The sequence below is a fragment of the Galbitalea sp. SE-J8 genome (assembly GCF_030345695.1).
GTDB lineage: Bacteria > Actinomycetota > Actinomycetes > Actinomycetales > Microbacteriaceae > JAUASV01.
In genome coordinates this window covers 95187-117772 of the sequence record NZ_JAUASV010000009.1, presented here as the reverse complement: position 1 = coordinate 117772, position 22586 = coordinate 95187, and the positions used below count along the sequence as shown (strand labels likewise).

The window sequence follows — 22586 nt, the reverse complement described above, 5'->3', positions numbered from 1 at the left end:
GCGCCGGCCCGCGCTCGGCCGGCGGCGCCGGCCAGCGCTCGACCGACGGCGCGGCGCGGGGCGGTGCCGGGTGAGCACGCCGTTCTCCGCGCTCATGAGCGTGTACGCGAAGGACCGTGCGGACTTCTTCCGCGAGGCGTTCCGTTCGGTGACGGTCGGGCAGCGGCTGCGCCCGGACGAGGTCGTGCTCGTGCAGGACGGCCCGGTGCCCGACGACCTCGCGGCGGCGATCGAGCAGGAGGTCGCGGCATCCGTCGTCCCGGTCGTGCTCGTGCCGCTCGAACGCAACCAGGGACTCGCGCATGCGCTCACCGCCGGGCTGGAACGCTGCGCGCACGACGTCGTGGCGCGCATGGACGCCGACGACATCGCGATGCCGGAGCGCTTCGCGAAGCAGCTCCCGCTCATCGACGAGGGCTTCGAGCTGGTCGGCACGGGCATGTTCGAGTTCGGCGACGGGGGCGTGCTCGGCACCCGCACGCCCCCGGTCGGCGAGGACGTCATCCGCTCGTACGCGACGTTCCACGACCCGTTCAACCATCCGACCGTGGTGTACCGGCGCAGCGCCGTCGAGCGCGCGGGCGCGTACCAGCCGCTCGCCCTCATGGAGGACTACTGGCTGTTCGTGCGCATGATCAAGGACGGCGCCCGGGTCGCGAACGTGCCCGACCCGCTGCTGAAGTACCGCGTCGACTCGGGCGCGTACCAGCGGCGCGGGGGAGCGGCGCTGTTCCGCAGCGAGCTCGCCCTGCAGAAGCGGATGCGGCGGGCCGGCTACACGACGCGCGCGCAGTACCTGCGCAACGTCGTCGTGCGCGGCGGGTACCGGTTCGTGCCGGTCGGCATCCGCCGGATCGCGTACCGGCTGATCATCGCGCCCGGGAGGCGCTGAGCCGGCGCCCGCGATGAGGCGTCCCGAGGTCGATGCGACGTGGGCAGCCCGTCGTGCCGGGCCGGCCGGGGTCAGCCCGAGGGCGTGCTCGTCGCGTCGCCGGAGCCCTCGGTCGGGTCGATCGCATCCGAGCACACGGCGCCCGTCGCGGGCGTGCTGCCCACGGCGTCGCTCAGCGTGTCGAGCGACGTGTAGGTGGACGCCCGGTCCTGGTCCACGACGACCTGCACCGCGGGGTCCCGGCCGAACGTCGTGTAGCGGTACACGGGCGCCGCGGAGTCGTCCAGCAGCCAGTAGATGCCGTTGAGCTCGTAGCACGGCAGCGTCGAGGGCGCGGGCACCTCGACGCCGCACCGCAGGGTCACGGCGGCGGGGTCGCCCCATGCCGCGGTGGCCTGGGCGGTCGTGTCCCGCTCGGCGAGGTCGCCGATCGCGGTGTCGCGCACGGCGACGGAGACGGCCGCGCACGCGGGGTTCTTCGCGTCCGGCGCGGCGTCGAGCGCGACGGGTGCGCTGCATCCGGCGAGGGCGGATGCGACGAGCAGCGCCGCAGCGACGGCGGCGAGGGGGCGGAGCACGCGCTCCACGGTACCGGGGCCCGAGCCGGGCGAGCTGACGGCGAAAAGCGGAGATTGAGATGATCTGTGAAAGAGTTATAGTGAATCACCGCATCTTCACAAGGATGCACACGGGCGGCCGTGCCCGGATGGACGACTGATTGAGCACGACGGAGTGTGCATGTTCCACCAGATCCTTGACCCCCTGACCAATCTCTGGCTGTCCGGCCTCGTGGCGCTCGTTCCGGTGATCGTGCTGCTCGTGTTGCTGGCGGGTCTCCGCTGGAAGGCGCAGTGGGCGTCCCTGGTGACGCTCGCTGTGGGACTCGGGCTCGCGGTGCTCGTGTGGCGCATGCCCGTCGTCCAGGCCGTGAGCGCTTCACTCGACGGCACGGCGCAGGGAGTCCTGAACAACCTCTGGCTCGTCTTCAACGCGATCTGGATCCACAGCATGACCGTGAAGTCCGGTCACTTCGAAATCCTTCGGCGCACGTTCGCCGGGCTGTCCAACGACCTTCGAATCGCGGCCATCATCATCGCTTTCGGCTTCGGCACCCTCCTGGAGGCACTGGCCGGAAGCGGTGCCCCCGTCGCGATCTGCGCGGGCATGCTCATCTCGCTCGGGTTGAATCCGATGAAGGCGATCGTCGCGTCACTCGTCGCCAACACGGCCCCGGTCGCGTTCGGCGGGCTGGGCAATCCGGTGACCATGCTGGGCCGGACCGTTCAGCTGACCGACGGAACCGGCATTTCGGCCGAGACGTTCGGGGCGATGATCGGGCGGCAGACCCCGTTTCTCGCGGTCCTGATCCCGTTCGTCCTCCTCCTCATCGTCGATGGCCGGCGCGGAGTGAAAGAAGTCTGGCCGGCAGCGCTCGTCGGCGGAGTCGTGTTCGGGGCGGCTCAATATCTGCTGTCGAACCACTTCTCGTACCAGCTCACCGACATCTTCTCGGCGCTCATCGCGACGTTCGCGGTCGTCATCGCGGCGCGCGCCATGCGCGCTCGCTCGACCATGGCGATCACCGAGGCCGTCTCCACGGTGGGTCCACGGGCCGACGATCGGGGGATCACCGGTCTCGATCGACTCGTGGCGTTCGGTCCCTACCTGATCGTGATCGCCGTGTTCTCGTGCGCCCAGATTCCCGGGATCAAGGACTGGCTCGCCACTCTGCAGGTCACGTTTCCCTGGCCGGCGCTCTCCGTGGAGTCCGCGACGGGCACGCCGGTCAACACGAGTTTCGTGCTCAACTGGGGGAGCGCGACGGGTTCGCTGCTCTTCGTCGCGGCGGTTCTCACGATGGTGCTGCTTCGAGTGAGCGTCCCGAGTGCGCTGGCGGCCTACTGGGGGGTGCTCACCCAGTTCGGCTGGGCGATCGTCACGATCCTGGCCGTGTTCTCGCTGTCCTACCTCATGAACTTCTCGGGCATGATCATCACGCTCGGCAGTGCGCTCGCCCAGACCGGCGTCTTCTACGCGCTGCTGGCGCCCGTCGTCGGCTGGGTCGGGGTGTTCATCACCGGCACGGACACCGGAGCGAACGCTCTGTTCGGCCAACTGCAGGCCACGGCCGCGCAACAGGTCGGGGCGTCACCGGTGCTGTTCGGGGCCGCCAACACGACCGGCGGCGCGATGGCGAAGATGGTGTCTCCCCAGAACCTGGCCGTCGGCGCCGCCGCGGTCGGTCTCGTGGGACGCGAGGGCGAGCTGCTGCGACGGGTCATCGGGTGGAGCCTGCTGTTCCTGGCCCTGACCTGCATCCTGGTGTTCCTGCAGTCCACGCCGATCCTCGGTTGGATGGTGAACGGGCTATGAGGACATCGGATGCTCGGGCGCGAACCGCGGACGGCGAGCGCGACCGTCGGATCTACGCCTTGCGCTACGGGACGCGATCCGCCGAGCGCAGCGAGATCTATCTGAACTACCGGCTCTACGGCGAAGCGGACCGCGTCGACGTCATGGACTACTTCGTCTGGGTCGTTCGGGACGCGGGCGGCGTCACTCTCATCGACACCGGGTACAACATCCGGTCCGGTGGCCGCCGGGGTCGCACGATGCTCATCGAGCCTCCCGCGGCGCTCGCGGCGATCGGGATCGGTCCGACCGAGGTCGATCGGATCGTCGTCACGCACGGTCACTACGACCACACGGGGAACGTCGAGGCGTTTCCGAACGCACAGGTCATCATGGCGAGGGCGGAGTTCGACTTCTGGACGGGTCCCTACGCGAACCGGATCCAGTTCGCCGACTATCGAGAGGCGGAAGACATCGCGCATCTGAGTCAGCTTGCCGGCACCCCGCGACTCGTGCTGCTCGACGACACGACGACCATAGCGCCGGGTGTTCGGGCTCGGATCGTGGGAGGGCACACGCCGGGTCAGCTGCTCGTGGAGGTGGATGACGCGGCGGGGACCGTCGTGATCGCGTCGGACGTGATCCACTACTACGAGGAGGTGGAGCGGGACATGCCGTTCGCGGTGGTCTCCGATGTGCCTGGCATGTACCACGGGTACGAGATGATCCGCTCGCTCGCGGCCAATGCCGGCACGCGTGTCGTGGCCGGGCACGATCCGGAGGTCATGAGGCGCTTCCCGCCTATCGCTGGGCATCCCGGCCTGGGCGTGATGCTGTCCGTCGTCTGACGCGTCCCGAGAGCGTCCGGCGGTCGGTCGGCTCTAGGGTGAACGGCAGGAAGGTGGACCATGCCCGACACCGAAGACGCGCCGCTGATCCCGGAGCAACGACGCGAGCTGATCGTCAAGTACCTGCGTCGCGAGCAGGTGCTCAGCTATCACCAGCTCACGTCACTGCTCGGCGTGAGTCACATGACCATCAGGCGGGATATCACCGCGCTCGAGGCGGAGGGCCGGGCGATTCCGACACCCGGCGGTGCGAAGATCGCCTCGCGTCTGGTCGCGGAGCCGTCGCGCACCGAGAAATCGACCATCGACATCCGGGAGAAGGATGCGATGGCGCGGACCGCTGCGGGATTGGTCACCGAGGGCATGACCATCTTCCTCGACGCCGGCACCACGATGCAGGCGATGAGGCCGCACCTCGCCGACCTCGCCGACCTGACCGTGGTGTCGAACGACCTGGCCGTCTTGAGCGCGTTCCTGGACCATCCCGCCGCCGAGCTGATCGCGGTCGGCGGACGAATCGAGAAGGACAACCAGTCCGCGGTCGGACGGTTGGCGGCGCTGACCCTTCGAGAGCTGTCCGTGGACATCGCGTTCATCTCGTCGAGCTCGTGGGACATCGATCACGGCGTCACGACTCCCACCGAATCGAAGGTCGAGCTCAAGAAGACCGCTCTCGCGTCGTCCAACGAGGCGGTGCTCGTCGCGGGCTCGTCCAAGTTCGGCTCGTTCGCTCGGTACCGGATCTTCGGCATAGCCGAACTCGGCACGATTGTGACCGACTCGGGACTGAGCGCGGCGGCGGCCGACCGCATCCGTGAGCGAGGGCCCGTGGTGCAGCTCGCCGAGGTCGCCCGAACCGCGACGACCTAGCGTGACGCTCTGATTCAACGATCAGATTTGGGAAGTAGTGTGAAGAGCTGATACGCTCATCCCACATCTTCACAACCCTGCGCACGATGGAGTGGCGGCGTCGCTCGCTCCGCGTTCGCACGTGCGAAAGGCACCGCATTGAGCTATGAAATTGCCATCCTTCGCGGCGACGGGATCGGACCGGAGATCACCGACGAGGCCGTCAAGGTCCTCGACGAGGTCCGTCGGATCGTGCCGGGACTGGATCTGAATCTCACCGACCACGAGGCCGGCGTCGGTCTCTACTCGCGCACGGGAGACGCGCTTCCGGACGCGACCTTCCAGTCCGTGGGCGCCGCCGACGCGATCCTCCTCGGCGCGATGGGCCTGCCCGAGGTGCGCATGCCCGACGGCACGGAGGTGCAGGGACGCATCATCATCCGCCTTCGCAAGGGTCTGGACCTGTACGCGGGAGTGCGTCCGATCAAGCTGTACCCCGGAATCAGGCCGGTGGTCGACCGGGGCGAGGCCGTCGACCTCGTGATCGTGCGGGAGAGCACCGAGGGACTGTTCGCCTCGTTCGAGGGCGGCACCGAGATCACCGACCAGGTCGTCGGCGACACGATGCTGATCAGCCGGAGCGGGACGGAGCGGGTGTCGCGCTACGCGTTCGAACTCGCGGGCCAGCGCCAGGGCCGGCCCAGCGACGGCAGATCGCTCGTGACCTGCGTCGACAAGGCCAACATCTTCCGCTCACTCGCCTTCTTCCGCCGGGTGTTCACCGAGGTCGCCGAACGCGAATTCCCGCAGATCGGCTATGGGTACGCACTCATCGACGCGCTCTCGCTGGCCATCGTGCAGCGACCGGCGGACTACGACGTGCTCGTCATGGAGAACATGTTCGGCGACATCCTGTCGGACCTCGCCGCTGCGCTGAACGGGGGCCTCGGCATGGCACCCTCCGGCGACATCGGGGACGACCACGCGATGTTCCAGCCCTCGCACGGGTCGGCACCGGACATCGCTGGCAAGGGCGTCGCCAACCCGCTCGCGACGATCCTCTCGGCCAAGATGATGCTCGAGTGGCTCGGTGCCCGGCACGACGACGAGGCCGCGCGCGACGGCGCCCGCCGCATCGACGCCGCTGTGGCGGCCGTGACCGCCGCGGGCGAGGTGACCCGGGACATCGGCGGAACGTCGTCGACGCAGAGCGTCGGCGATGCGGTCGTCGCCGCTCTGCCGCGGGACGCCGGGAACCCGGACGGTCGCTGACATGTCGCTCGCCGCCGAAGGTGTCGGACCCATCGCGCCCGACTGGGTGCTGTTCACCGCCGCGGGCGTGGGCATCGCGCTCATCATCGCCCTGATCACCGCAGCGAAGGTCCACCCGTTCATCGCCCTCATCGTGGGCTCCGCCGCTGTCGGCCTGATCGCGGGACTGGGACCCGAGGGATCGCTCGACGCGTTCGGGGAGTCGTTCGGCGGAACGTTCGCCGACGTCGGGATCCTGATCGCCCTCGGCGCGATGCTCGGCAAGCTGCTCGCCGAGAGCGGCGGCGCCGAGAGAATCGTCGACACGGTCATCGGCAAGGTGTCGCTCGCGGTCGTCCCGTGGGCCATGGCCGGTGTGTCGTTCCTCCTGGGGCTGCCGCTGTTCTTCGAAGTGGGCGTCGTGCTCATCGTGCCGATCGCGCTCCTCGCGGCGAAGAAGCGCGGCGTGTCACCGATCCTCTTCGCGCTGCCCTCGCTGGCGGCACTGTCACTGTTGAACGGATTCATGGTGCCGCATCCTGGTCCGCTCGCCGCGGTGTCGGGGCTCGACGCCAGCCTCGGGCTGGCGCTCGTGCTGGGCATCGTCGTCGCGATTCCGACCATCGTCATCGGCGGCCCGGTGTTCGCGAGGTTCATCGCGCCCCGCGTGATCGCGCACCCGCCGGAATCCCTGGTGCCCGAGAGCAGCGCGGAAGCGAGCGGTCGCAAACCGTCGCTCGGCCTGACGATCGCGACGATGCTCCTTCCGGTGGTTCTCATGCTGATCCATGCGGTGGCTGAGATCGTGAGCCCTGAGAGTGCGTTCGCGGACGCGACCTCGGTGATCGGCGAGCCGGTCGTGGCGCTGCTGCTCGGGGTGCTCGTCGCGATGTTCACCCTCGGCCTCGGCAGTGGGATGTCCCTGGCGTCCATCGGCGCGAGCATGGGACGCGGGCTTCCCGCGGTCGCCAGCGTGATCGTGATCGTTGCCGCGGGCGGCGGCTTCAAGGGGGTTCTCGTCGCCTCGGGCGTCGGCACCGCGGTCGGGAACCTCGCCGATGCCATCGGCATCCCGATTCTCCTGCTCGGCTGGCTGATCACGGCGATCGTGCGGATGGCGGTCGGGTCGGGCACGGTAGCCATCGTCACGGCTGTCGGTCTGCTCGCGCCGCTGGCCGCGCAGCAGACGACCGCCGAGGCGACGCTCCTCGTGCTCGCGATCGGTGCCGGCTCGCGGTTCGGATCGCACGTCAACGACGCCGGCTTCTGGCTGGTCAAGGAGTACCTCGGCACCGACATCAAGGACACCTTCAAAGCGTGGACGGTGATGGACTGCCTCATCTCCGTCGTCGCCCTCGGCGGTGTCCTCGTGCTCGACCTGTTCATCTAGATGGCGGTGGCGGCCGGATGAGGTCCGGCCGCCACCGGCGCAACGTCCGAAAGAGAGCTAGACGTGATCCACCTTGGCGTGATCGCCGATGACTTCACCGGGGCGACCGACGTGGCCACCGCCCTTCGCGAGCGCGGCCTGCGCGTGATCGTCGCCCTGGGCGCTGATGCCGTCCCCCCGCCCGCGGAGGCCGAGGATCTCGAGCTCGATGCAGTGGTCGTCGCCGTGAAGACGCGAACCATCGCGGCCGATCGCGCCGTCGAGATGTCCCTCGAAGCCCTGCGGCACCTCACCCCGCTCGGCCCGCGGCAGATCTACGTGAAGTACTGCTCGACCTTCGACTCGACGAAGGACGGGAACATCGGGCCGGTGCTGGACGCGGTGCTGACCGAACTCGGCGCGAGCCGCACCATCGTCGCGCCCGCATTCCCCGCGAACGGGCGGACCGTGTACCGGGGGCACCTCTTCGTGGGTGACGAACTGCTCGCCGAGTCGCCGATGCGCGACCACCCCCTGACTCCCATGACGGAGTCGCGGGTCGCGGCCATCCTCCGACCCCAGACCCGTCACTCGGTCGGCGAGGTGTCCATCGGCGAGGTCTCGCGCGGCGCGGACGCGCTGCGCGCGGCGCTCGAGGCCGCGGACTCGACCTACATCGTCGTCGACACCACGACGGAGGCCGACCTCGCGACCGTGTCCGCCGCGGTCGCCGACTGGCCCGTGATCTCGGGCAGCGCGGGGCTGGCGTACGGCGTGTCCGGGCCGCACGATCCATCGTCCGCGGAGTTCCCGGTTCCCGCCGGGCGGCGCCTCGTGCTGTGCGGGAGCGCGTCCGCCACGACACGGGCCCAGATCTCATCGGCGCGCGACGCCGGCGCCACGATGATCAAGCTCGACATCGACCGTCTCCTCGCCGATCCGCTCGACGTCGTGCGAAGCGTCACCGGCCTGCTGGCCGACCTTCCCCCCGACTCCCTTCCGGTTGTCCACTCGGTCGGCCGACCCGACGACGTTCGCGACAACGCCGGCGGGAGGGGCCCCGCCGAGCACATCGAACGCGTCGTCGCGGCGATCGCCTCGACGGCGGTCGAGTCCCTCGGATTCCGACAGGTCATCGTCGCCGGGGGAGAGACGTCCGGCGCGGTTGCGACCGCCCTGGGCTGCCGGCGTCTGCTGATCGGTCCCCAGATCGCGCCAGGGGTGTGCTGGTCCGTATCCGCCACCTCGGAGCACACCGACGTGCTGCTGGCGCTGAAGTCGGGCAACTTCGGAGGGGACGACATGTTCACGACCGCGTGGGAGGCGCTCGCGTGAACGAGCACCCGGCGCCCATCGACGAGCTGATCGTCGCTGGAGCGCAGATCACCGCGACGGGGGTCAACACCGGGTCGAGCGGGAACATCTCGGTCCGTGACGGCGATCGCATCCACATCACGGCCAGTGGATCGAGCCTGGGGACGCTGACGCCGGCCGATGTCGCCGTCCTGGACGTCGACGGAGCGCACCTGCGCGGTCCGCGGCCCTCGAAGGAGTGGGCGCTGCACCGTGCCTTCTACCGAAGAAACCCGGCTCACCGAGCTGTCGTCCACCTGCATTCGCCGAACGCGGTCGCCGTCTCTTGCCTCGAACCGTGGAGCGAATACAGCGCGATACCGCCGCTCACGCCCTATTTCGTGATGCGCGTGGGGCAGACGCCCCTGATTCCCTTTCGCGTACCCGGCTCGGCGGAGCTCGCCGACCTCGTGGCGGAGCTGCGCTTTCCGTTCCGGGCAGCGTTGCTGGCCAACCACGGCCAGATCGTGAGCGGCGCGACGATGTCGGCGGCGATCGACGGTGCGATCGAAGTGGAGGAGGCGTCGCGGACCGTGCTGCTCACGGAGGGCCGTTCCCCCCGTGTCATCCCCGCGCCCGAGGTGAGTGAGCTCGCGGCGACGTGGGACTCGCCGTGGAGCGCCCGCCGGTGAGCCCGCGACCGCCGGCGGGCTCGCCGATAGCCTGGGCGGGTGACGGATGCGCGCGACACCCTCGGCGCGGCCGGGGAGAACGCGGCGCTCGCCCGCATCTTCCCGCGGCTGCCGCCGGCGGCATCCGCTCTCGTCGGTCCCGGTGACGACGCTGCCGTGATCGCGGCGCCCGACGGCCGGTTCGTCGTCACGACCGATCTCATGGTGCACGGGCCCGACTTCCGCCTGGCCTGGTCGACGCCCTACGACCTGGGCTGGAAGGCTGCGGCGAGCAACCTCTCCGACGTCGCGGCGATGGGCGCCGTGCCGAGCGCGCTCGTGGTCGCCCTCGCGGCTCCGGAGTCGACGCCCGTGGCCTTCCTCGAGGGACTCGCCGACGGCCTGCGCGAGGGCTGCGCCGCGCTCGCCCCGGGCTGCGGCGTGGTCGGCGGCGACCTGTCGGTGTCGGCGACGCTCACGATCGCGGTGACGGCGTTCGGCGACCTGGAGGGCCGGCCCCCGGTGCTGCGCGGCGGCGCGCGGACGGGCGACGTCGTCGCGCTCGCGGGAGCGGCGGGCGAGGCGCTCGCGGCCCTGCGCGCCCTCTTCACCGGGGCGACGGATGCCGCGGGCGACGCCGTCGCGCCGAGCGACGACCTCCGCGCGCGCGCCCTCCCGCAGCTGCGCCCGTCGCCGCCGATCGCGGCCGGCCGCGCGGCGGCGCGGGCCGGAGCGACCGCGATGCTCGACGTGAGCGACGGCCTCGCGAAGGACGCCGCCCGCATCGCCCGCGCGAGCGGGGTGGCGCTCGACCTCGACCCGGCGGAGCTCGGTCCCGACCCGGCGACCGCCCTCGCCGGCGGTGAGGACCACGCGCTGCTCGCGACGTTCCCCGCGGGGTCGGAGCTGCCGCATCCGTTCCGCGCGATCGGGCGGGTCGTGGCGGGCGCGGGCGTGCTCGTGGGCGGCGTCGCGCACGACGACGCCGGCTGGGACCCCTACGCGGGCTGGTCGGGCCGCGCCGGCTGAGCCACCCGGGTCGCGTACCACAGCGTCGTGTCGCCGTACGCCCGCGACCGCTCGGGCTCGAGGTGGTCGGGCCAGCCCGGCTCGCCGTCCCTCGTGCGCCGCTCCACCACGACGAGCGCGTCATCCGCGAGACGCGGCGCGAGCAGGCCGAGGGCGGCCGTGAGCTCGGCCGCGCCGAGGTCGTAGGGCGGATCCACGAGAGCGAGGTCCCACGTCGCCGCCGCCGTGGCGAGGTAGGCGCCGACCGCCTGCGCCGCGACCTCGACGCGCGGCGGCGCGTCCCGCGGCGCGTTGCGCAGCACGGCGGCGGCGTTGCGCCGGCAGTCCGCGGCGGCGGCGCTCGCCCGCTCGACGAGCACGACGGATGCCGCCCCGCGCGATGCCGCCTCGAGGCCGAGCGCGCCCGAGCCGGCGTACAGGTCGACGACGCGCGCGCCGCGCAGGACGTCCCGGGCCTCGAGCGCGCTGAACAGCGCCTCCCGCACCCGGTCGCTCGTCGGGCGGGTGCCCGACGACGGCACGCGGAGGGCGAGGGAGCCCGCGAAGCCCGCGATGATGCGCGTCACGGGCCCGCGACGAACCGGTCGAACTCGACGAGCCAGCGCGCGCGGGCCGCGCGCTCGGGAGCGAAATCCACGGGGACGCCGGGGTCGGCGATGAACTCCTCGAGGGTCGGCTTCTGGCGGAAGATCTCGGCCTTCTGGGCGAAGTAGGGGTCCGCGACCACCAGGTAGGCCGGCACGCCCAGCCGGTTGAGGATCATCGCCGTGTGGTACGACGACGACATCGCGAGGTCGAGGCGGCGCAGTGCGTCGACGACGTCCCGGGGGGCGCCGGAACCGGGTTGCCACCGCAGCGAGGCGACGGCCAGGTCGACCGTCTCCAGCCGCACCGCGCCGATCCGCTCGCCGAAGGCCTGCCACGACCCCAGCGTGTCGCGCACCTCCGGCCGGGCATCGTCGTAGGAGTGCACGAGGGTGATGCCGAGTTCCGGGTCGCCGGCGCGGAGCCGGGCGACCGCATCCAGCGTGAGCTGCGCGGTTCGCGACTCGCCCACGTAGTCGGAGGTGTTGAGGTGGACGCCGATGCGCCGTCCGGACCCGCTCGACCCCGACGGCTCGTCGACGGCGACCCACTCGTCGAACACCTCGCTGAGATCGTCGAACGACATGCGCGCGCGGTCGCCGACCACGGCGGATGCGATGCGCAGCGAGCGCTCGTCGCGGGCGCCGAGGAGGACGGGCGCCCAGCGCTCGCAGAACGGCGTCAGGTCGGGCACGACCTCCTCGTCGAGCTGCATTCCGGAGATCACGAGTCGCGTGACGCCGACGGTCTCGAAGTACGCGTCGAAGATGCGCAGGGATGACGCGCCCCAGCGCGCGTTGAGGTAGCCGCCCCCCACCATGTGGGCGACCGCGTCGTTCGGCGACGGCTCGACGGGAACGAGCTCGGCGGGCGCCTCCTCCTCCACGTCCCGCGCGAAGACGATGTGCTCGCAGCCGTAGATGCGGCGCAGCTCGTCCGGCGTGCGCCACGTCGTGAGGGCGCCGATCGTGAACAGCAGCACGGGCTCGCGGTCCGATCGCGCCCGCCAGCGGGCGATCATGGCCTTCAGCTGGAGCACGTCGCCGAAGTTCGAGTATCCGAACCCCCCGTTCGCCAGGTGCACGACCCGGGCCCCGGGGTCCCGGAGCAGCTCGGCGGTGGCGGACGACGCGAAGAACTCCACGACGTCCGCCGTGTCGTCGGCGTCCTCCCCGGACTCGGCCTCGTCGGCCGGGACGGCATCCGGCTCGTCGACGTAGCCCGGCGTCTCGCGCACGCTCGCGCCGAACCGCTCCCAGGTGAACTCCTCGAGCATGAGGGCGCGCGCCGCCTCGACGCGTGCGATCGCCGCGTCGGGGTGGTCCCGCAGATCGGCGATCGCGTCGACGTACTCGTCGACGGCGTCGAACGCTCCGACCGGGTAGCCCGTGCCGGGCGTGAGCACCTCGGCGATCCCGCCGACGGTCGGCGCGATGACGGGCAGACCCGCCGACATCGCCTCGAGCATGATGTTGGGGATGCCCTCCCACTCCGACGTCATGAGCAGGGCGGAGAAGCTCGCGAGCGGGAGCGCCGAGAAGCCCCGCGTGTACGGTCCGTGGAGCACGGCGCCCGCCGCGCGGAGCCGGTCGAGCAGTGCGGATGCGGTGTCGTCGTCGACGACCGCGGCGCCGTACACGTGCACCTCGACGTCGAGGTTCCGCTGCGCGGCGGATTCGATCACGCCGGCGAGCACGTCGAGCCGCTTCTGCCGGTCGAAGCGCCCCGCCCAGAGCAGTCGCACCGGTTCGTTCGCGACGGGGCTCGCGGCCTCGACGGCGCGCTCGTCCACGGGCTGGTGGTGCACGAGGAACTTGCTGCGCGGGAAGCGGTAGAGCTCCCAGAACTGGTCGGCCACGGCGGCATGATCGACGAGCACCGCCTCGACGTCGTCGAGGAAGTCGGCCGAGCGTCCGACGAGCCAGGAGAGCACCTCGTCGTCCGGACCACGGTCGATCACGAACGTCGAGGCGAAGATGCGCGAGTCGCGCGCCACGGCGCGGTGGTACGACTCGACGACGTCGAATCCGGTTCCCGAGTTGAACACGTGGATCATGCGCGGCGAGAGCTGCACGATCGCCGTCCCCACCAGGCGGACGAGAGCGTCGCGCGCGACCCCCGCCTCGGCGGCGAGGTTCCCGAGCTCGACGACCGTGACGCCCTCCGGCAGCCGGCCGGTGTCGCTCGTCACGCCCGGCTCGAGCAGCAGCACGGCGATCCGCTGCGCCGGGTCGGCGCGGTGGAGCACCGAGATGTAGCGCTCGAGCACGAGGTCGCCGCCGCCGAGGCGGATCCAGGGGGCGACGTAGACCGCGTCGACGCCGTCGGGCAGAGCCCGGACGAGGGCCCAGAACACGCTGCTCGCGGGGTGGGTTCGACGCTGCCAGTCATCGCCCCACCAGCCGTAGCCGGCGATGTTGCGAGCCGACGGCGCGACGACGAGCGGGTCGATGGTGTGGGCGGCGCGCCACGCGCGCGCCAGCCACTCGGGGACCCGGCGGCCGCGCTCCGTCATCCGCTCGAGCGCGCTGCGACGGCTCGGACGACCCTCCACGCGGCCCGAGCGCAGGTAGTGCACGACGAGCTCGCGGTCGTCGAGCGCTGCGAGATCGTGGTTGAGCGCCCGGTAGTCGGCCAGGTCGAATCGGCCCGGCGCGAGGGCGTCGAGCTGCTCGGGCGTGAGCAGGCACGGGCGGCGCTCGTCGCGGCCGTGACGCAGGTAGTGCGCGATCGCCTCCTGCCGGTTGAAGCCGCGAAGGTCGGGGTTGAGCAGCCGGTAGTGGTCGGGGTCGAACAGGTCGGCCGAGAGGGCGTTGCGCTCCGTCCCGCTCAGCGCCGGAATGCGGTCCGAGGCGCCCGCGCGGCGCAGGCGGCGGCGCAGGTCGGCATCCGGGACGTCGCGCAGGTCGGGTCGTCGCAGCCGCACGTCGGCGAGCGGCGGGATGCGCGACGTCGAGGTCACCAGTCGCGCAGCGGCGCGCACCGCCTGGCCGAGCGAGGCCGGCGCGGTGTCGACGCGGCCGCGCACGGCGGTGAGGGCAGCCGTCGTGGCGCGCCCGCCCTTCGCGATGCTGCGCGCCAGACGACGCAGGTCGGCGTCGGTCGTCTCCGACCACCACTCGCGGCCCGGCTCCTCGTCGATCCGGGGCTCGGGACGGGCCGCGGCGATCGCGGCGACCTCCGGCGACGTGAAGAAGTCGGACCATGGCAGCAGGCTGCCGCCGCGATCGTGCTGGCTCATGAGCGAGCCCGAGCGCTTCACGCGGTAGAACAGGGCGGTCTCGGGCGCGAGCACGTGCTCGTAGCCGCGCTGGAGAGTGTTGGCGTTCCAGTGCCAGTCCTCCGGGCCGATCCCGAGCGCCGGGCCCGACGCGGCGTAGGGCACCGCCTCGAACACCGTGCGCGGCGCGACGCAGAACGCGTCCCAGAAGTTGTACTCGTAGAGCAGCTCGACACGGAACGCGTCGCTGGTCGAGGCGACGAGCGTCCAGATCGTCTGGCGGCCCTCGAAGGTCACGATGTACGACGGGTGCACGACGACGTCGTGGTCGTGGGCGCGGACCGTGGCCAGAGCCGCGACCAGCCAGTTCTCGTCGACGATGTTGTCGCAGTCGATGACGCCGACGCACGCGCCGACCGACGCGGCGATCCCGTCGTTGCGCGACAGGCCCAGGTCCCCGTTGTCGACCTCGATGAGCCGAACGCCGTCGGCGCGCTCGAGCACGCCGCCGGGACCGATCGCCTCGCGGATGACGGCGCGGGTGGCGTCGTCCGGACGGTCCAGCACGGCGACGACCTCGACCGAGAGGCCGTCGCGCTGCGCACGCCGGACGGCGAGTCCCACCGATCGGAGCGTGGGGTGGGCGAGGGCGCCCTCGCGGTGCGCGTTGAGCACGAGGGAGAGATCGACGCTGCTCGACGGCACCACGCTCGTCCTCTCCGCGGTCCACGCTGACGGTTCCGACTGGTCTGAGGGGGCTGATCGGTCCGACACGGCCATCCCACCATCCTGTCGCATCGCCCGCGCGCCCCGCGATCCGAGTGGCCCGCCGCGGCGGGCAGTGCTGCCCGTGTCCCGGGCTCGGGCTAGCCTCGGACCATGCCCGACGCTCTCGACGCGAAGCTCGGCGCGGCGATCGGCGGGCGCACGGCATCCGCTTTCGAGCGCGCGTTCGGGCACCGCACGGTCGGCGACCTGCTCGCGCACTATCCGCGGCGCTACGCCAAGCGCGGCGAGCTGACGGCGCTCGCCGAGCTGCCGCTCGACGAGAACGTCACGATCGTCGCCGAGGTGCTCCAGGTCGTCACGCGGCAGATGCGCCAGCGCAAGGGCTCCATCCTCGAGGCGAGGATCACCGACGGCACGGGCACCCTCACCCTGACCTTCTTCAACCAGCCCTGGCGCGAGAAGGATCTCAGGCCCGGCGTGCGCGGCATCTTCGCGGGCAAGGTCGGTGAGTACAAGGGGTACCGGCAGCTCGCGCACCCCGAGTACAAGCTGTTCGACGAGCTCGACCTGCCGCAGACGCCGGAGGAGACCAAGCGCTGGGCCGAGCAGCCCGTGCCGATCTATCCCGCGACGAGCACGATCGCGTCGTGGCAGGTGCAGGAGGCGATGGCGCTCGCGCTCGACTCCGTGCCGCAGCTCGACGACCCGGTGCCGGATGCGGTGCGCACCGAGCTCGGACTGCTGCCGTTCCGGGAGGCGCTCGAGCGCGTGCACCGGCCCCAGCACGACAACGTCTGGTGGGCCGGGCGCGACGCGCTGAAGTTCCAGGAGGCGTTCGTGCTGCAGAGCGCGCTGCTCGAGCGGCGCGCCCGGACGCTCGAGCGGCCCGCGGCGCCGCGCTCGGCCGGGCCCCTGCTCGCGGGCTTCGACGCCGCGCTGCCGTTCGCGCTCACCGGGGATCAGGCGCGCGTCGGCGAGGAGATCTCCGCCGACCTGGCGAACGAGCACCCGATGAACCGGCTCGTGCAGGGCGAGGTCGGCTCGGGCAAGACGCTCGTCGCGCTGCGCGCGATGCTCGCGGTCGCGCAGTCGGGCGGCCAGTCGGCGCTGCTCGCGCCGACCGAGGTGCTCGCCGCCCAGCACCTGCGCTCGATCGTCCGCACGCTCGGGCCCGATCTCGCGGCGCGGCTGCGGCCGACCCTCATCACCGGGCAGCTGGCCGCGGCCGACCGGCGCCGGGCGACCCTCGCCGCGGTCTCGGGCAGCGCGCAGATCGTCGTCGGCACGCACGCGCTGCTCGGCGACGCCGTCGAGTTCTTCGACCTCGGACTCGTCGTGGTCGACGAGCAGCACCGGTTCGGCGTCGAGCAGCGCGAGGCGCTGCGGGCGAAGGGCGCGCTCGCGCCGCACGTGCTCGTGCTCACCGCCACGCCCATCCCGCGCACGGTCGCGATGACCGTGTTCGGCGACCTCGAGGTGTCGACGATCGCCGAGCTGCCCGCCGGCCGCTCGCCGATCGAGAGCTTCGTCGTGCCGCTCGCCGACAAGCCCGGCTGGGAGGCGCGCATCTGGCGGCGCACCGCGGAGGAGCTCGCGCAGGGCCGGCAGGCGTTCGTGGTCTGCCCGGCGATCGACCCGAGGGCCCGGGAGGAGGGCGCGGAGGAGAGCGCGGAGGAGGTCGCGGCGCAGGGCGAGGCCGAGGCCGCGGATGCCGCGGCGGCGCGTCCGGCGAACGTCACCGAGACCCTCGAGCGGCTGCGGGCGATGGAGCTGTTCGCGGGCCGGCGGATCGAGCCGCTGCACGGCCGGATGAGCGCCGACGAGAAGGACGCCACGATGCGCGCGTTCGCGGCCGGCGACATCGACGTGCTCGTCGCGACGACGGTCATCGAGGTCGGCGTCGACGTGCCGAACGCCTCGACGATGGTCGTGCTCGACGCCGACCGGTTCGGCGTCTCGCAACTGCACCAGCTGCGCGGCCGGGTCGGCCGGGGGAGCGTGCCCGGCCTCGCGCTGCTCGTGACGAGCGCGCCCGCCGACGCGCTCGCGCGCGAGCGGGTGGACGCGGTCGCGGCGACCCTCGACGGCTTCGAGCTCGCGCAGAAGGACCTCGAGCTGCGCCGAGAGGGCGACGTGCTCGGCCTGTCGCAGTCCGGCGGACGCTCGAGCCTGCGCCTGCTGCGCGTCGCGTCCGACGGCGACGTCATCGCGCTCGCGCGCGAGCACGCGGCGCACGTGCTCGGCGACGACCCGGCGCTGGCCCGGCATCCGTCGTTGCGCGCCGCGCTCGACCGCCGCCTCGACGAGGAGTCCGCCGCGTTCCTCGCGAAGGGCTGACCCGTCCGGGGGTATTCGCTAGGCTCGCGCCATGACCAGGATCGCCGTCGTCCCGGGGTCGTTCGACCCCGTCACGCTGGGTCACCTCGACGTCATCGAGCGCGCGGCCGGCATCTTCGACCAGGTGCACGTGCTCGTCGTGCACAACCCCGCGAAGACGGCGCTGTTCCCGACGCCGAAGCGGGTGCAGCTCATCGAGCAGTCCATCGCCGACGCGGGCATCGCGGGCGACATCGTCGTGACGAGCTGGAGCGTCGGGCTGCTCGTGGACTACGTGACGGATGTCGGCGCATCCGTCATCGTCAAGGGCATCCGCTCCCAGATCGACGTGGCCTACGAGACCCCGATGGCGATCGTGAACCGCAACCTGGGCGGCGTGGAGACGATCTTCCTGCTGCCCGACCCCGCGCACGCGCACGTCTCGAGCTCGCTCGTGCGGCAGGTCGCGGCGCTCGGCGGGGATGTGGCGCCGTACGTGCCGCGCGCCGTCGCGGACTACCTGCGTCCGTCCTGACCCGCGCGCGATCCGCGGCACGGCATGGGGCCGCGGCGCGGCTCGGAGCAATCCTCTGTGCTCGGACGGTAGGATGAGGGCGTTCATCGCCCGAGCCGCTTCCGCGGCGCCGCAGAGAATTGCCGCATGATCTCCACTGACGTCGTTGTGGTCGGTGGAGGTTTCTACGGGCTGCGCATCGCGCTCCACCTGCGCGAGGAGTTCGGCGCGCCGCACGTGACGATCCTCGAGCGCGAGACGGCGCTCATGGCGCGGGCGTCCCTGGTCAATCAGGCCCGCGTGCACAACGGCTACCACTACCCGCGCAGCATCCTGACCGCGTTCCGATCGCGCGTGAACTTCCCCCGGTTCCTCGCGGAGTACCGTGATGCCGTGGTCGATGACTTCGAGCACTATTACGCGATCGCGTCTCGGCTGTCGAAGGTCACCGCGAAGCAGTTCGAGCTGTTCTGCGCGAGGATCGGCGCGGAGCACGAGCAGGCGTCCGAGCGCGTGACCGATCTCTTCCGTCCCGACATGATCGACGGCGTCTACGCGGTGCGCGAGTACGGCTTCGACGCGAGCCGGCTGCGCGAGCTCCTCGTGCAGCGGCTGGATGACGTCGGCGGCGTGGACGTCGTGACGGGCGTCGAGGCGACGCGGGTCTCGGCCGACGAGGGCGGCATCCGGGTGGACACCACGGCGGACACGTATCGCGCGCGACGCGTCGTCAACGCGACCTACGCCGGGATCAACCGGGTCAACGCCCTATCGGGGCTCCCGCTGTTCGACCTGCAGCACGAGACGACCGAGATGGCGCTCGTCCGGATGCCCGAGCCGCTGCGCTCGACCGCCTTCACGGTCATGGACGGCCCGTTCTTCAGCATCATGCCCTACCCGACGCGCGGGCTGCACACGCTCTCGCACGTCCGCTACACGCCCCACCGCCGGTGGCGCGAGCTGGCGAGCGACGGCGCCGAGGGGGTCCGCGCGAGCGACACCCGCCCGCCCGCGCCCGAGACCAGCACGTTCACCCGCATGCGCGCGGATGTGGCCAGGTTCCTGCCCGTGCTGTCCGAGCTGCAGCGCGCGGACTCCGTCTTCGAGGTGAAGACGGTGCCGGTCCGGAGCGACGAGAACGACAGCCGCCCGATCCTGTACCGCTCCGACCTCGGCCTGGACGGCTACTCGTGCGTGCTGGGCGGCAAATTGGACAACATCTACGACGTCTTCAGAGAGTTGGACCGTGACTATTCCTGATCGAGCGACCATCCCGGATCGACCCATCGAGCCCGATCGGGCCGCCGGGGTCGTCGCGCGCGACACGTTCGTCGCCGTCGTGAGCATCGTCGACGACAGCACGACCGACGTGGTCGGGTCCCTGCGCGCCGTGCAGCGGATGCTCGCGGCCCGCTACACCGACTACGAGATCATCCTCGTCGATCGCGGGCTCTCGGCCGCTCCGCTGCGCGAGCTGCGCGACACGCTCCACACCGTGCCGTGCGTGCGCGTCATCCGGATGCCCGCTCGCACCGATTTCGACGCCGCGGTGTTCGCCGGTCTCGAGGCGGCGATCGCCGACTTCGTGTGCGTCATCGACTTCGCGACCGACGAGCTCGCCGAGATCCCGCGGTTCGTCGACATCGCATCCGACGGGAGCACGGATGTCGTGCAGGGCATCAGCACGGTGCCGTTCGGCGGCTCCCTGCTGTCGCGGGTCGGGCGCCGCCTGTTCTACTGGTACAACCGCCGGTTCCTCGACGTGGACATCCCGACCTCGGCGACGTACCTCACGGCGCTGACCCGCCGCGCCGTCAACGCCCTGACGAGCAGCCGGCGCAGCCAGCGCTACCTGCGTCACCTCGTGCGGCACATCGGGCTGCACACCGAGAACGCGAGCTACACGCCCCACGTGCAGGGCCGACGCGCCCGCAACCTGCGCACGGGCGTCACCGACGCGGTGCGCATGATCAGCAGCTATTCGACGCACCCGCTGCGGATCGTCACGGTCGTGGGCTTCTTCGCCGGCTGCCTCAACCTGCTCTACGCGCTCTACGTCGTCGTCATCCGCCTCGTGCAGGGCGACGTCGAGGCGGGGTGGACGAGCACGTCGCTCCAGATGTCGGTGATGTTCTTCTTCATCTTCGTTATCCTCGCCGTGATGACCGAATACACCGGAAGAATCCTCAGTGAGAGCCGGCGCGAGCCGGACTACTTCATCCTGGAAGAGCTCGAGAGCGACGTCATCATCGCGGACGTGGAGCGGCGGAATGTCAGCAATGGCTAGCGCGTCGCAGCGCCAGGTGCCGGCCTACCGCGTCGACGAGATCCGTCCCCGGGCCAGCGACCTGTGCGTCGTCGTGTTCGTGATCAACGAGGGCGAGCGCGTGCGGTCGCAGCTGCGCCGGATGCGGGACGCTGGGCTCGGGCTCGACGTGATCGTGGCCGACGGCGGCAGCACCGACGGCTCGCTCGACCGGGACTTCCTCGGCGAGGCGGACGTGCGCGCGCTGCTCACCAAGACCGGCCCGGGCAAGCTGAGCGCGCAGATGCGGATGGCGTTCGACTACGCCCTCGACCAGGGCTACTCGGGCGTGATCGTCATCGACGGCAACGGCAAGGACGGCATCGAGGCGATCCCCGACTTCGCCCGGCTGCTGCACGAGGGGTACGACCACATCCAGGGCTCGCGCTACATCCCGGGCGGACGGGGCATCAACACCCCGTTCCTGCGGCACTGGGGGCTCCTGCTGCTGCACGCCCCCCTGATCAGCATCGCGTCGCGCACCCGGCAGACCGACACGACGAACGGCTTCCGCGGCTACAGCGCGCGACTGCTCGGCGACCCGGAGGTCGACGTCTTCCGCGACGTGTTCCAGACGTACGAGCTGCACTACCACCTCGCGATCGAGGCGGGCCGTTCCGACCGGTTCCGCACGACCGAGACGCCGGTGACCCGCGCGTATCCGAAGAAGGGGAAGACCCCGACCAAGATCAGCCCGATCAAGGGCAACGCGGCCGTCCTGTCCATCCTGTTCGCCGCCGCGCGCGGCGCGTACCGATCGCCGAAGGCGGCCCGCCGATGACCCGAGCCCTCGTGGGACACACCGGATTCGTCGGCGGGAACCTGCTGGCGCAGGCCGACTTCGACGCCACATTCAACTCGTCGAACGCGGCGGACATCGCCGGGGAGAGCTTCGACACGGTCGTGTTCTCCGCCGCGAAGGCGGAGAAGTGGCGGATCAACCAGGACCCCGAGTCGGACGCCGTCCACATCCGTGAGCTGGAGCGCATCCTCGGCTCGTTCCGCGCGAAGCGCCTCGTGCTCATCTCCACGGTCGACGTGTACGGCTCGCCCGTCGGCGTGGACGAGGACACCCCGGTGCCCGAGCCGGGACTGCACCCGTACGGTCTGCACCGCTGGCAGCTGGAGAACGCCGCGCGCGACCGGTTCGACGACGTGCTCGTCGTGCGCCTGCCGGGGCTGTTCGGCCCGGGCATCAAGAAGAACGTCGTCTTCGACCTGCTCCACGACAACAACGTCGAGCGCATCCACCACGCCGGGCGGTTCCAGTACTACGATCTCCGAGAGCTCTGGCGGCACATCGGCGAGGCGGCGGATGCGGGACTCGACCTCGTGAACCTCGCCACCGAGCCGGTGACGACCGGCGAGATCGCTCGCGAGGTGTTCGGCATCGACTTCCGCGACGAGCCGGCCGGCGTCGTCCCGGGGCTGTACGACATGCGCACCAGGCACGCCGGAGTGTTCGGCGGCCGCGACGGCTACCTGTACGGGCGGGATGCGGTGATCGCGAGACTCGCGGACTTCGTCGCGCGGGAGCGATCGTGAGACTCGCCGTCTCGAACATCGCGTGGCCGCGCGAGGAGGAGCCCGCGATCGCCGACCGCATGGCCGCGCTCGGCGTGGACCGCGTCGAGATCGCGCCGACCAAGTCGTTCGACGATCCGCTCGACGTGACCGAGGCGGAGCTCGACGCGTACCGCCGGTTCTGGGGCGACCGGGGGATCGCGATCGCCGCGTTCCAGTCGATGCTCTTCGGGCGCCCGGACCTCACCCTGTTCGACGACGCGGACACCCGGGCGCGGACGACCGCCCACATGGCGCGGTTCATCGAGCTGGCCGGGAGGCTCGGGGTCGGGCGGCTGGTGTTCGGCTCGCCGAAGAACCGCATCGTCCCGCCCGGGATGTCCCCGGCGGTGGCCCGGGACATCGCCGTGGACGTGTTCACGGCGTGGGGCGAGCTCGCGGTCGCCGCGGGAACGGTGCTGTGCATCGAGCCCAACCCGACGGCATACGACTGCAACTTCGTCGTCGATGCGCGCGCGGGCATCGACCTCGTCGCCGCGGTCGATCATCCGGGCTTCGGTCTGCACCTCGACGCCGCGGGGATGACGCTCGCGGGCGACGACCCGTACGGCTCGGTGGTCGATGCCGCCGGGTGGCTCCGGCACTTCCACGCGAGCGCACCGATGCTCGGCCCGGTCGTGCGCGGCGAGGTCGATCATGCCGCGGCATCCCGCGCCCTGAGCGAGATCGGCTACGACGGCATCGTCTCGATCGAGATGCGACCGGGAGACGACAACGCCGCCCGGGTCGCGGAGGCCGTGGCCGTCGTGCGCGACGCCTACCCGGTGTGAGCCGGACCC

19 protein-coding genes are annotated in these 22586 nt (G+C 71.3%); 16 read left to right on the top strand and 3 right to left on the bottom strand.

Annotation, left to right across the window (positions count from 1 at the left end):
- Positions 1 to 94 precede the first annotated feature (94 nt).
- Positions 95 to 892, top strand: coding sequence for a glycosyltransferase (locus QT381_RS08190; RefSeq protein ID WP_289248402.1), 798 nt, complete (start codon positions 95 to 97; stop codon positions 890 to 892).
- 71 nt (positions 893 to 963) lie between these two features.
- Here the strand turns inward: QT381_RS08190 and QT381_RS08185 are convergent, their stop codons facing one another.
- On the bottom strand, positions 964 to 1470 hold the full coding sequence (locus QT381_RS08185; protein WP_289248398.1) for a DUF3515 family protein: 507 nt from the start codon (positions 1468 to 1470) through the stop codon (positions 964 to 966).
- A 160-nt stretch (positions 1471 to 1630) separates the two neighbouring features.
- Between QT381_RS08185 and QT381_RS08180 the strand changes: the two genes are divergently transcribed.
- The 8 genes from QT381_RS08180 (at position 1631) to thiL (ending at position 10554) form a co-directional block, all read left to right on the top strand.
- A complete protein-coding gene (locus QT381_RS08180) occupies positions 1631 to 3265 on the top strand; it encodes an L-lactate permease (protein WP_289248396.1) in 1635 nt (544 codons plus the stop codon).
- A complete protein-coding gene (locus tag QT381_RS08175) occupies positions 3178 to 4092 on the top strand; it encodes an N-acyl homoserine lactonase family protein (RefSeq protein WP_289248395.1) in 915 nt (304 codons plus the stop codon). Before QT381_RS08180 ends, QT381_RS08175 begins: the two co-directional genes overlap by 88 nt.
- A 60-nt stretch (positions 4093 to 4152) precedes the next feature.
- On the top strand, positions 4153 to 4962 hold the full coding sequence (locus QT381_RS08170; RefSeq protein ID WP_289248394.1) for a DeoR/GlpR family DNA-binding transcription regulator: 810 nt from the start codon (positions 4153 to 4155) through the stop codon (positions 4960 to 4962).
- A gap of 138 nt (positions 4963 to 5100) precedes the next feature.
- A complete protein-coding gene (locus QT381_RS08165) occupies positions 5101 to 6213 on the top strand; it encodes an isocitrate/isopropylmalate dehydrogenase family protein (protein WP_289248393.1) in 1113 nt (370 codons plus the stop codon).
- 1 nt (position 6214) lies between these two features.
- On the top strand, positions 6215 to 7582 hold the full coding sequence (locus QT381_RS08160) for a GntP family permease (RefSeq protein WP_289248392.1): 1368 nt from the start codon (positions 6215 to 6217) through the stop codon (positions 7580 to 7582).
- Positions 7583 to 7645: 63 nt separating this feature from the next.
- Positions 7646 to 8896 (top strand): 3-oxo-tetronate kinase, encoded by a 1251-nt coding sequence (gene otnK, locus QT381_RS08155; protein WP_289248391.1) that lies wholly within the window; start codon positions 7646 to 7648, stop codon positions 8894 to 8896.
- On the top strand, positions 8893 to 9546 hold the full coding sequence (locus QT381_RS08150) for a class II aldolase/adducin family protein (protein ID WP_289248389.1): 654 nt from the start codon (positions 8893 to 8895) through the stop codon (positions 9544 to 9546). The genes otnK and QT381_RS08150 overlap by 4 nt, the downstream gene beginning before the upstream one ends.
- Positions 9547 to 9585: 39 nt before the next feature.
- Complete coding sequence (gene thiL, locus QT381_RS08145; protein ID WP_289248387.1) at positions 9586 to 10554, top strand: thiamine-phosphate kinase; 969 nt, start codon at positions 9586 to 9588, stop codon at positions 10552 to 10554.
- Here the strand turns inward: thiL and QT381_RS08140 are convergent.
- Together QT381_RS08140 and QT381_RS08135 are read right to left on the bottom strand one after the other, a co-directional pair.
- A complete protein-coding gene (locus QT381_RS08140; RefSeq protein ID WP_289248386.1) occupies positions 10524 to 11120 on the bottom strand; it encodes an RsmD family RNA methyltransferase in 597 nt (198 codons plus the stop codon). The genes thiL and QT381_RS08140 overlap by 31 nt on opposite strands.
- Positions 11117 to 15067, bottom strand: a complete 3951-nt coding sequence (locus tag QT381_RS08135) for a glycosyltransferase (protein ID WP_289248385.1) — start codon at positions 15065 to 15067, stop codon at positions 11117 to 11119. Before QT381_RS08135 ends, QT381_RS08140 begins: the two co-directional genes overlap by 4 nt.
- A 171-nt stretch (positions 15068 to 15238) precedes the next feature.
- Between QT381_RS08135 and QT381_RS08130 the strand changes: the two genes are divergently transcribed.
- The 7 genes from QT381_RS08130 to QT381_RS08100 all read left to right on the top strand — a co-directional run bounded on the left by QT381_RS08130 (position 15239) and on the right by QT381_RS08100 (position 22577).
- On the top strand, positions 15239 to 17425 hold the full coding sequence (locus QT381_RS08130; RefSeq protein ID WP_289248383.1) for an ATP-dependent DNA helicase RecG: 2187 nt from the start codon (positions 15239 to 15241) through the stop codon (positions 17423 to 17425).
- A gap of 31 nt (positions 17426 to 17456) precedes the next feature.
- Entirely contained in the window at positions 17457 to 17939 is a 483-nt protein-coding gene (coaD, locus tag QT381_RS08125; protein WP_289248382.1) for a pantetheine-phosphate adenylyltransferase, read from the top strand.
- Between the two features lie 126 nt (positions 17940 to 18065).
- Positions 18066 to 19178 (top strand): FAD-dependent oxidoreductase, encoded by a 1113-nt coding sequence (locus tag QT381_RS08120; RefSeq protein WP_289248381.1) that lies wholly within the window; start codon positions 18066 to 18068, stop codon positions 19176 to 19178.
- Complete coding sequence (locus QT381_RS08115) at positions 19165 to 20205, top strand: glycosyltransferase (RefSeq protein WP_289248380.1); 1041 nt, start codon at positions 19165 to 19167, stop codon at positions 20203 to 20205. The genes QT381_RS08120 and QT381_RS08115 overlap by 14 nt, the downstream gene beginning before the upstream one ends.
- Entirely contained in the window at positions 20198 to 21004 is an 807-nt protein-coding gene (locus QT381_RS08110; RefSeq protein ID WP_289248379.1) for a glycosyltransferase family 2 protein, read from the top strand. Before QT381_RS08115 ends, QT381_RS08110 begins: the two co-directional genes overlap by 8 nt.
- Entirely contained in the window at positions 21001 to 21768 is a 768-nt protein-coding gene (locus QT381_RS08105; protein ID WP_289248378.1) for an NAD-dependent epimerase/dehydratase family protein, read from the top strand. The genes QT381_RS08110 and QT381_RS08105 overlap by 4 nt, the downstream gene beginning before the upstream one ends.
- Positions 21765 to 22577, top strand: coding sequence for a sugar phosphate isomerase/epimerase family protein (locus QT381_RS08100; protein WP_289248377.1), 813 nt, complete (start codon positions 21765 to 21767; stop codon positions 22575 to 22577). The genes QT381_RS08105 and QT381_RS08100 overlap by 4 nt, the downstream gene beginning before the upstream one ends.
- The last annotated feature ends 9 nt before the right edge of the window (positions 22578 to 22586 follow it).

Bases quoted from the DNA above. Each gene is read 5' to 3' on its own strand.
- QT381_RS08190 (WP_289248402.1), top strand. From the start codon at position 95: ATGAGCGTGTACGCGAAGGACCGTGCGGACTTCTTCCGCGAGGCGTTC.
- QT381_RS08180 (WP_289248396.1), top strand. From the start codon at position 1,631: ATGTTCCACCAGATCCTTGACCCCCTGACCAATCTCTGGCTGTCCGGC.
- QT381_RS08170 (WP_289248394.1), top strand. From the start codon at position 4,153: ATGCCCGACACCGAAGACGCGCCGCTGATCCCGGAGCAACGACGCGAG.
- QT381_RS08160 (WP_289248392.1), top strand. From the start codon at position 6,215: ATGTCGCTCGCCGCCGAAGGTGTCGGACCCATCGCGCCCGACTGGGTG.
- QT381_RS08130 (WP_289248383.1), top strand. From the start codon at position 15,239: ATGCCCGACGCTCTCGACGCGAAGCTCGGCGCGGCGATCGGCGGGCGC.
- coaD (WP_289248382.1), top strand. From the start codon at position 17,457: ATGACCAGGATCGCCGTCGTCCCGGGGTCGTTCGACCCCGTCACGCTG.
- QT381_RS08120 (WP_289248381.1), top strand. From the start codon at position 18,066: ATGATCTCCACTGACGTCGTTGTGGTCGGTGGAGGTTTCTACGGGCTG.
- QT381_RS08110 (WP_289248379.1), top strand. From the start codon at position 20,198: ATGGCTAGCGCGTCGCAGCGCCAGGTGCCGGCCTACCGCGTCGACGAG.
- QT381_RS08105 (WP_289248378.1), top strand. From the start codon at position 21,001: ATGACCCGAGCCCTCGTGGGACACACCGGATTCGTCGGCGGGAACCTG.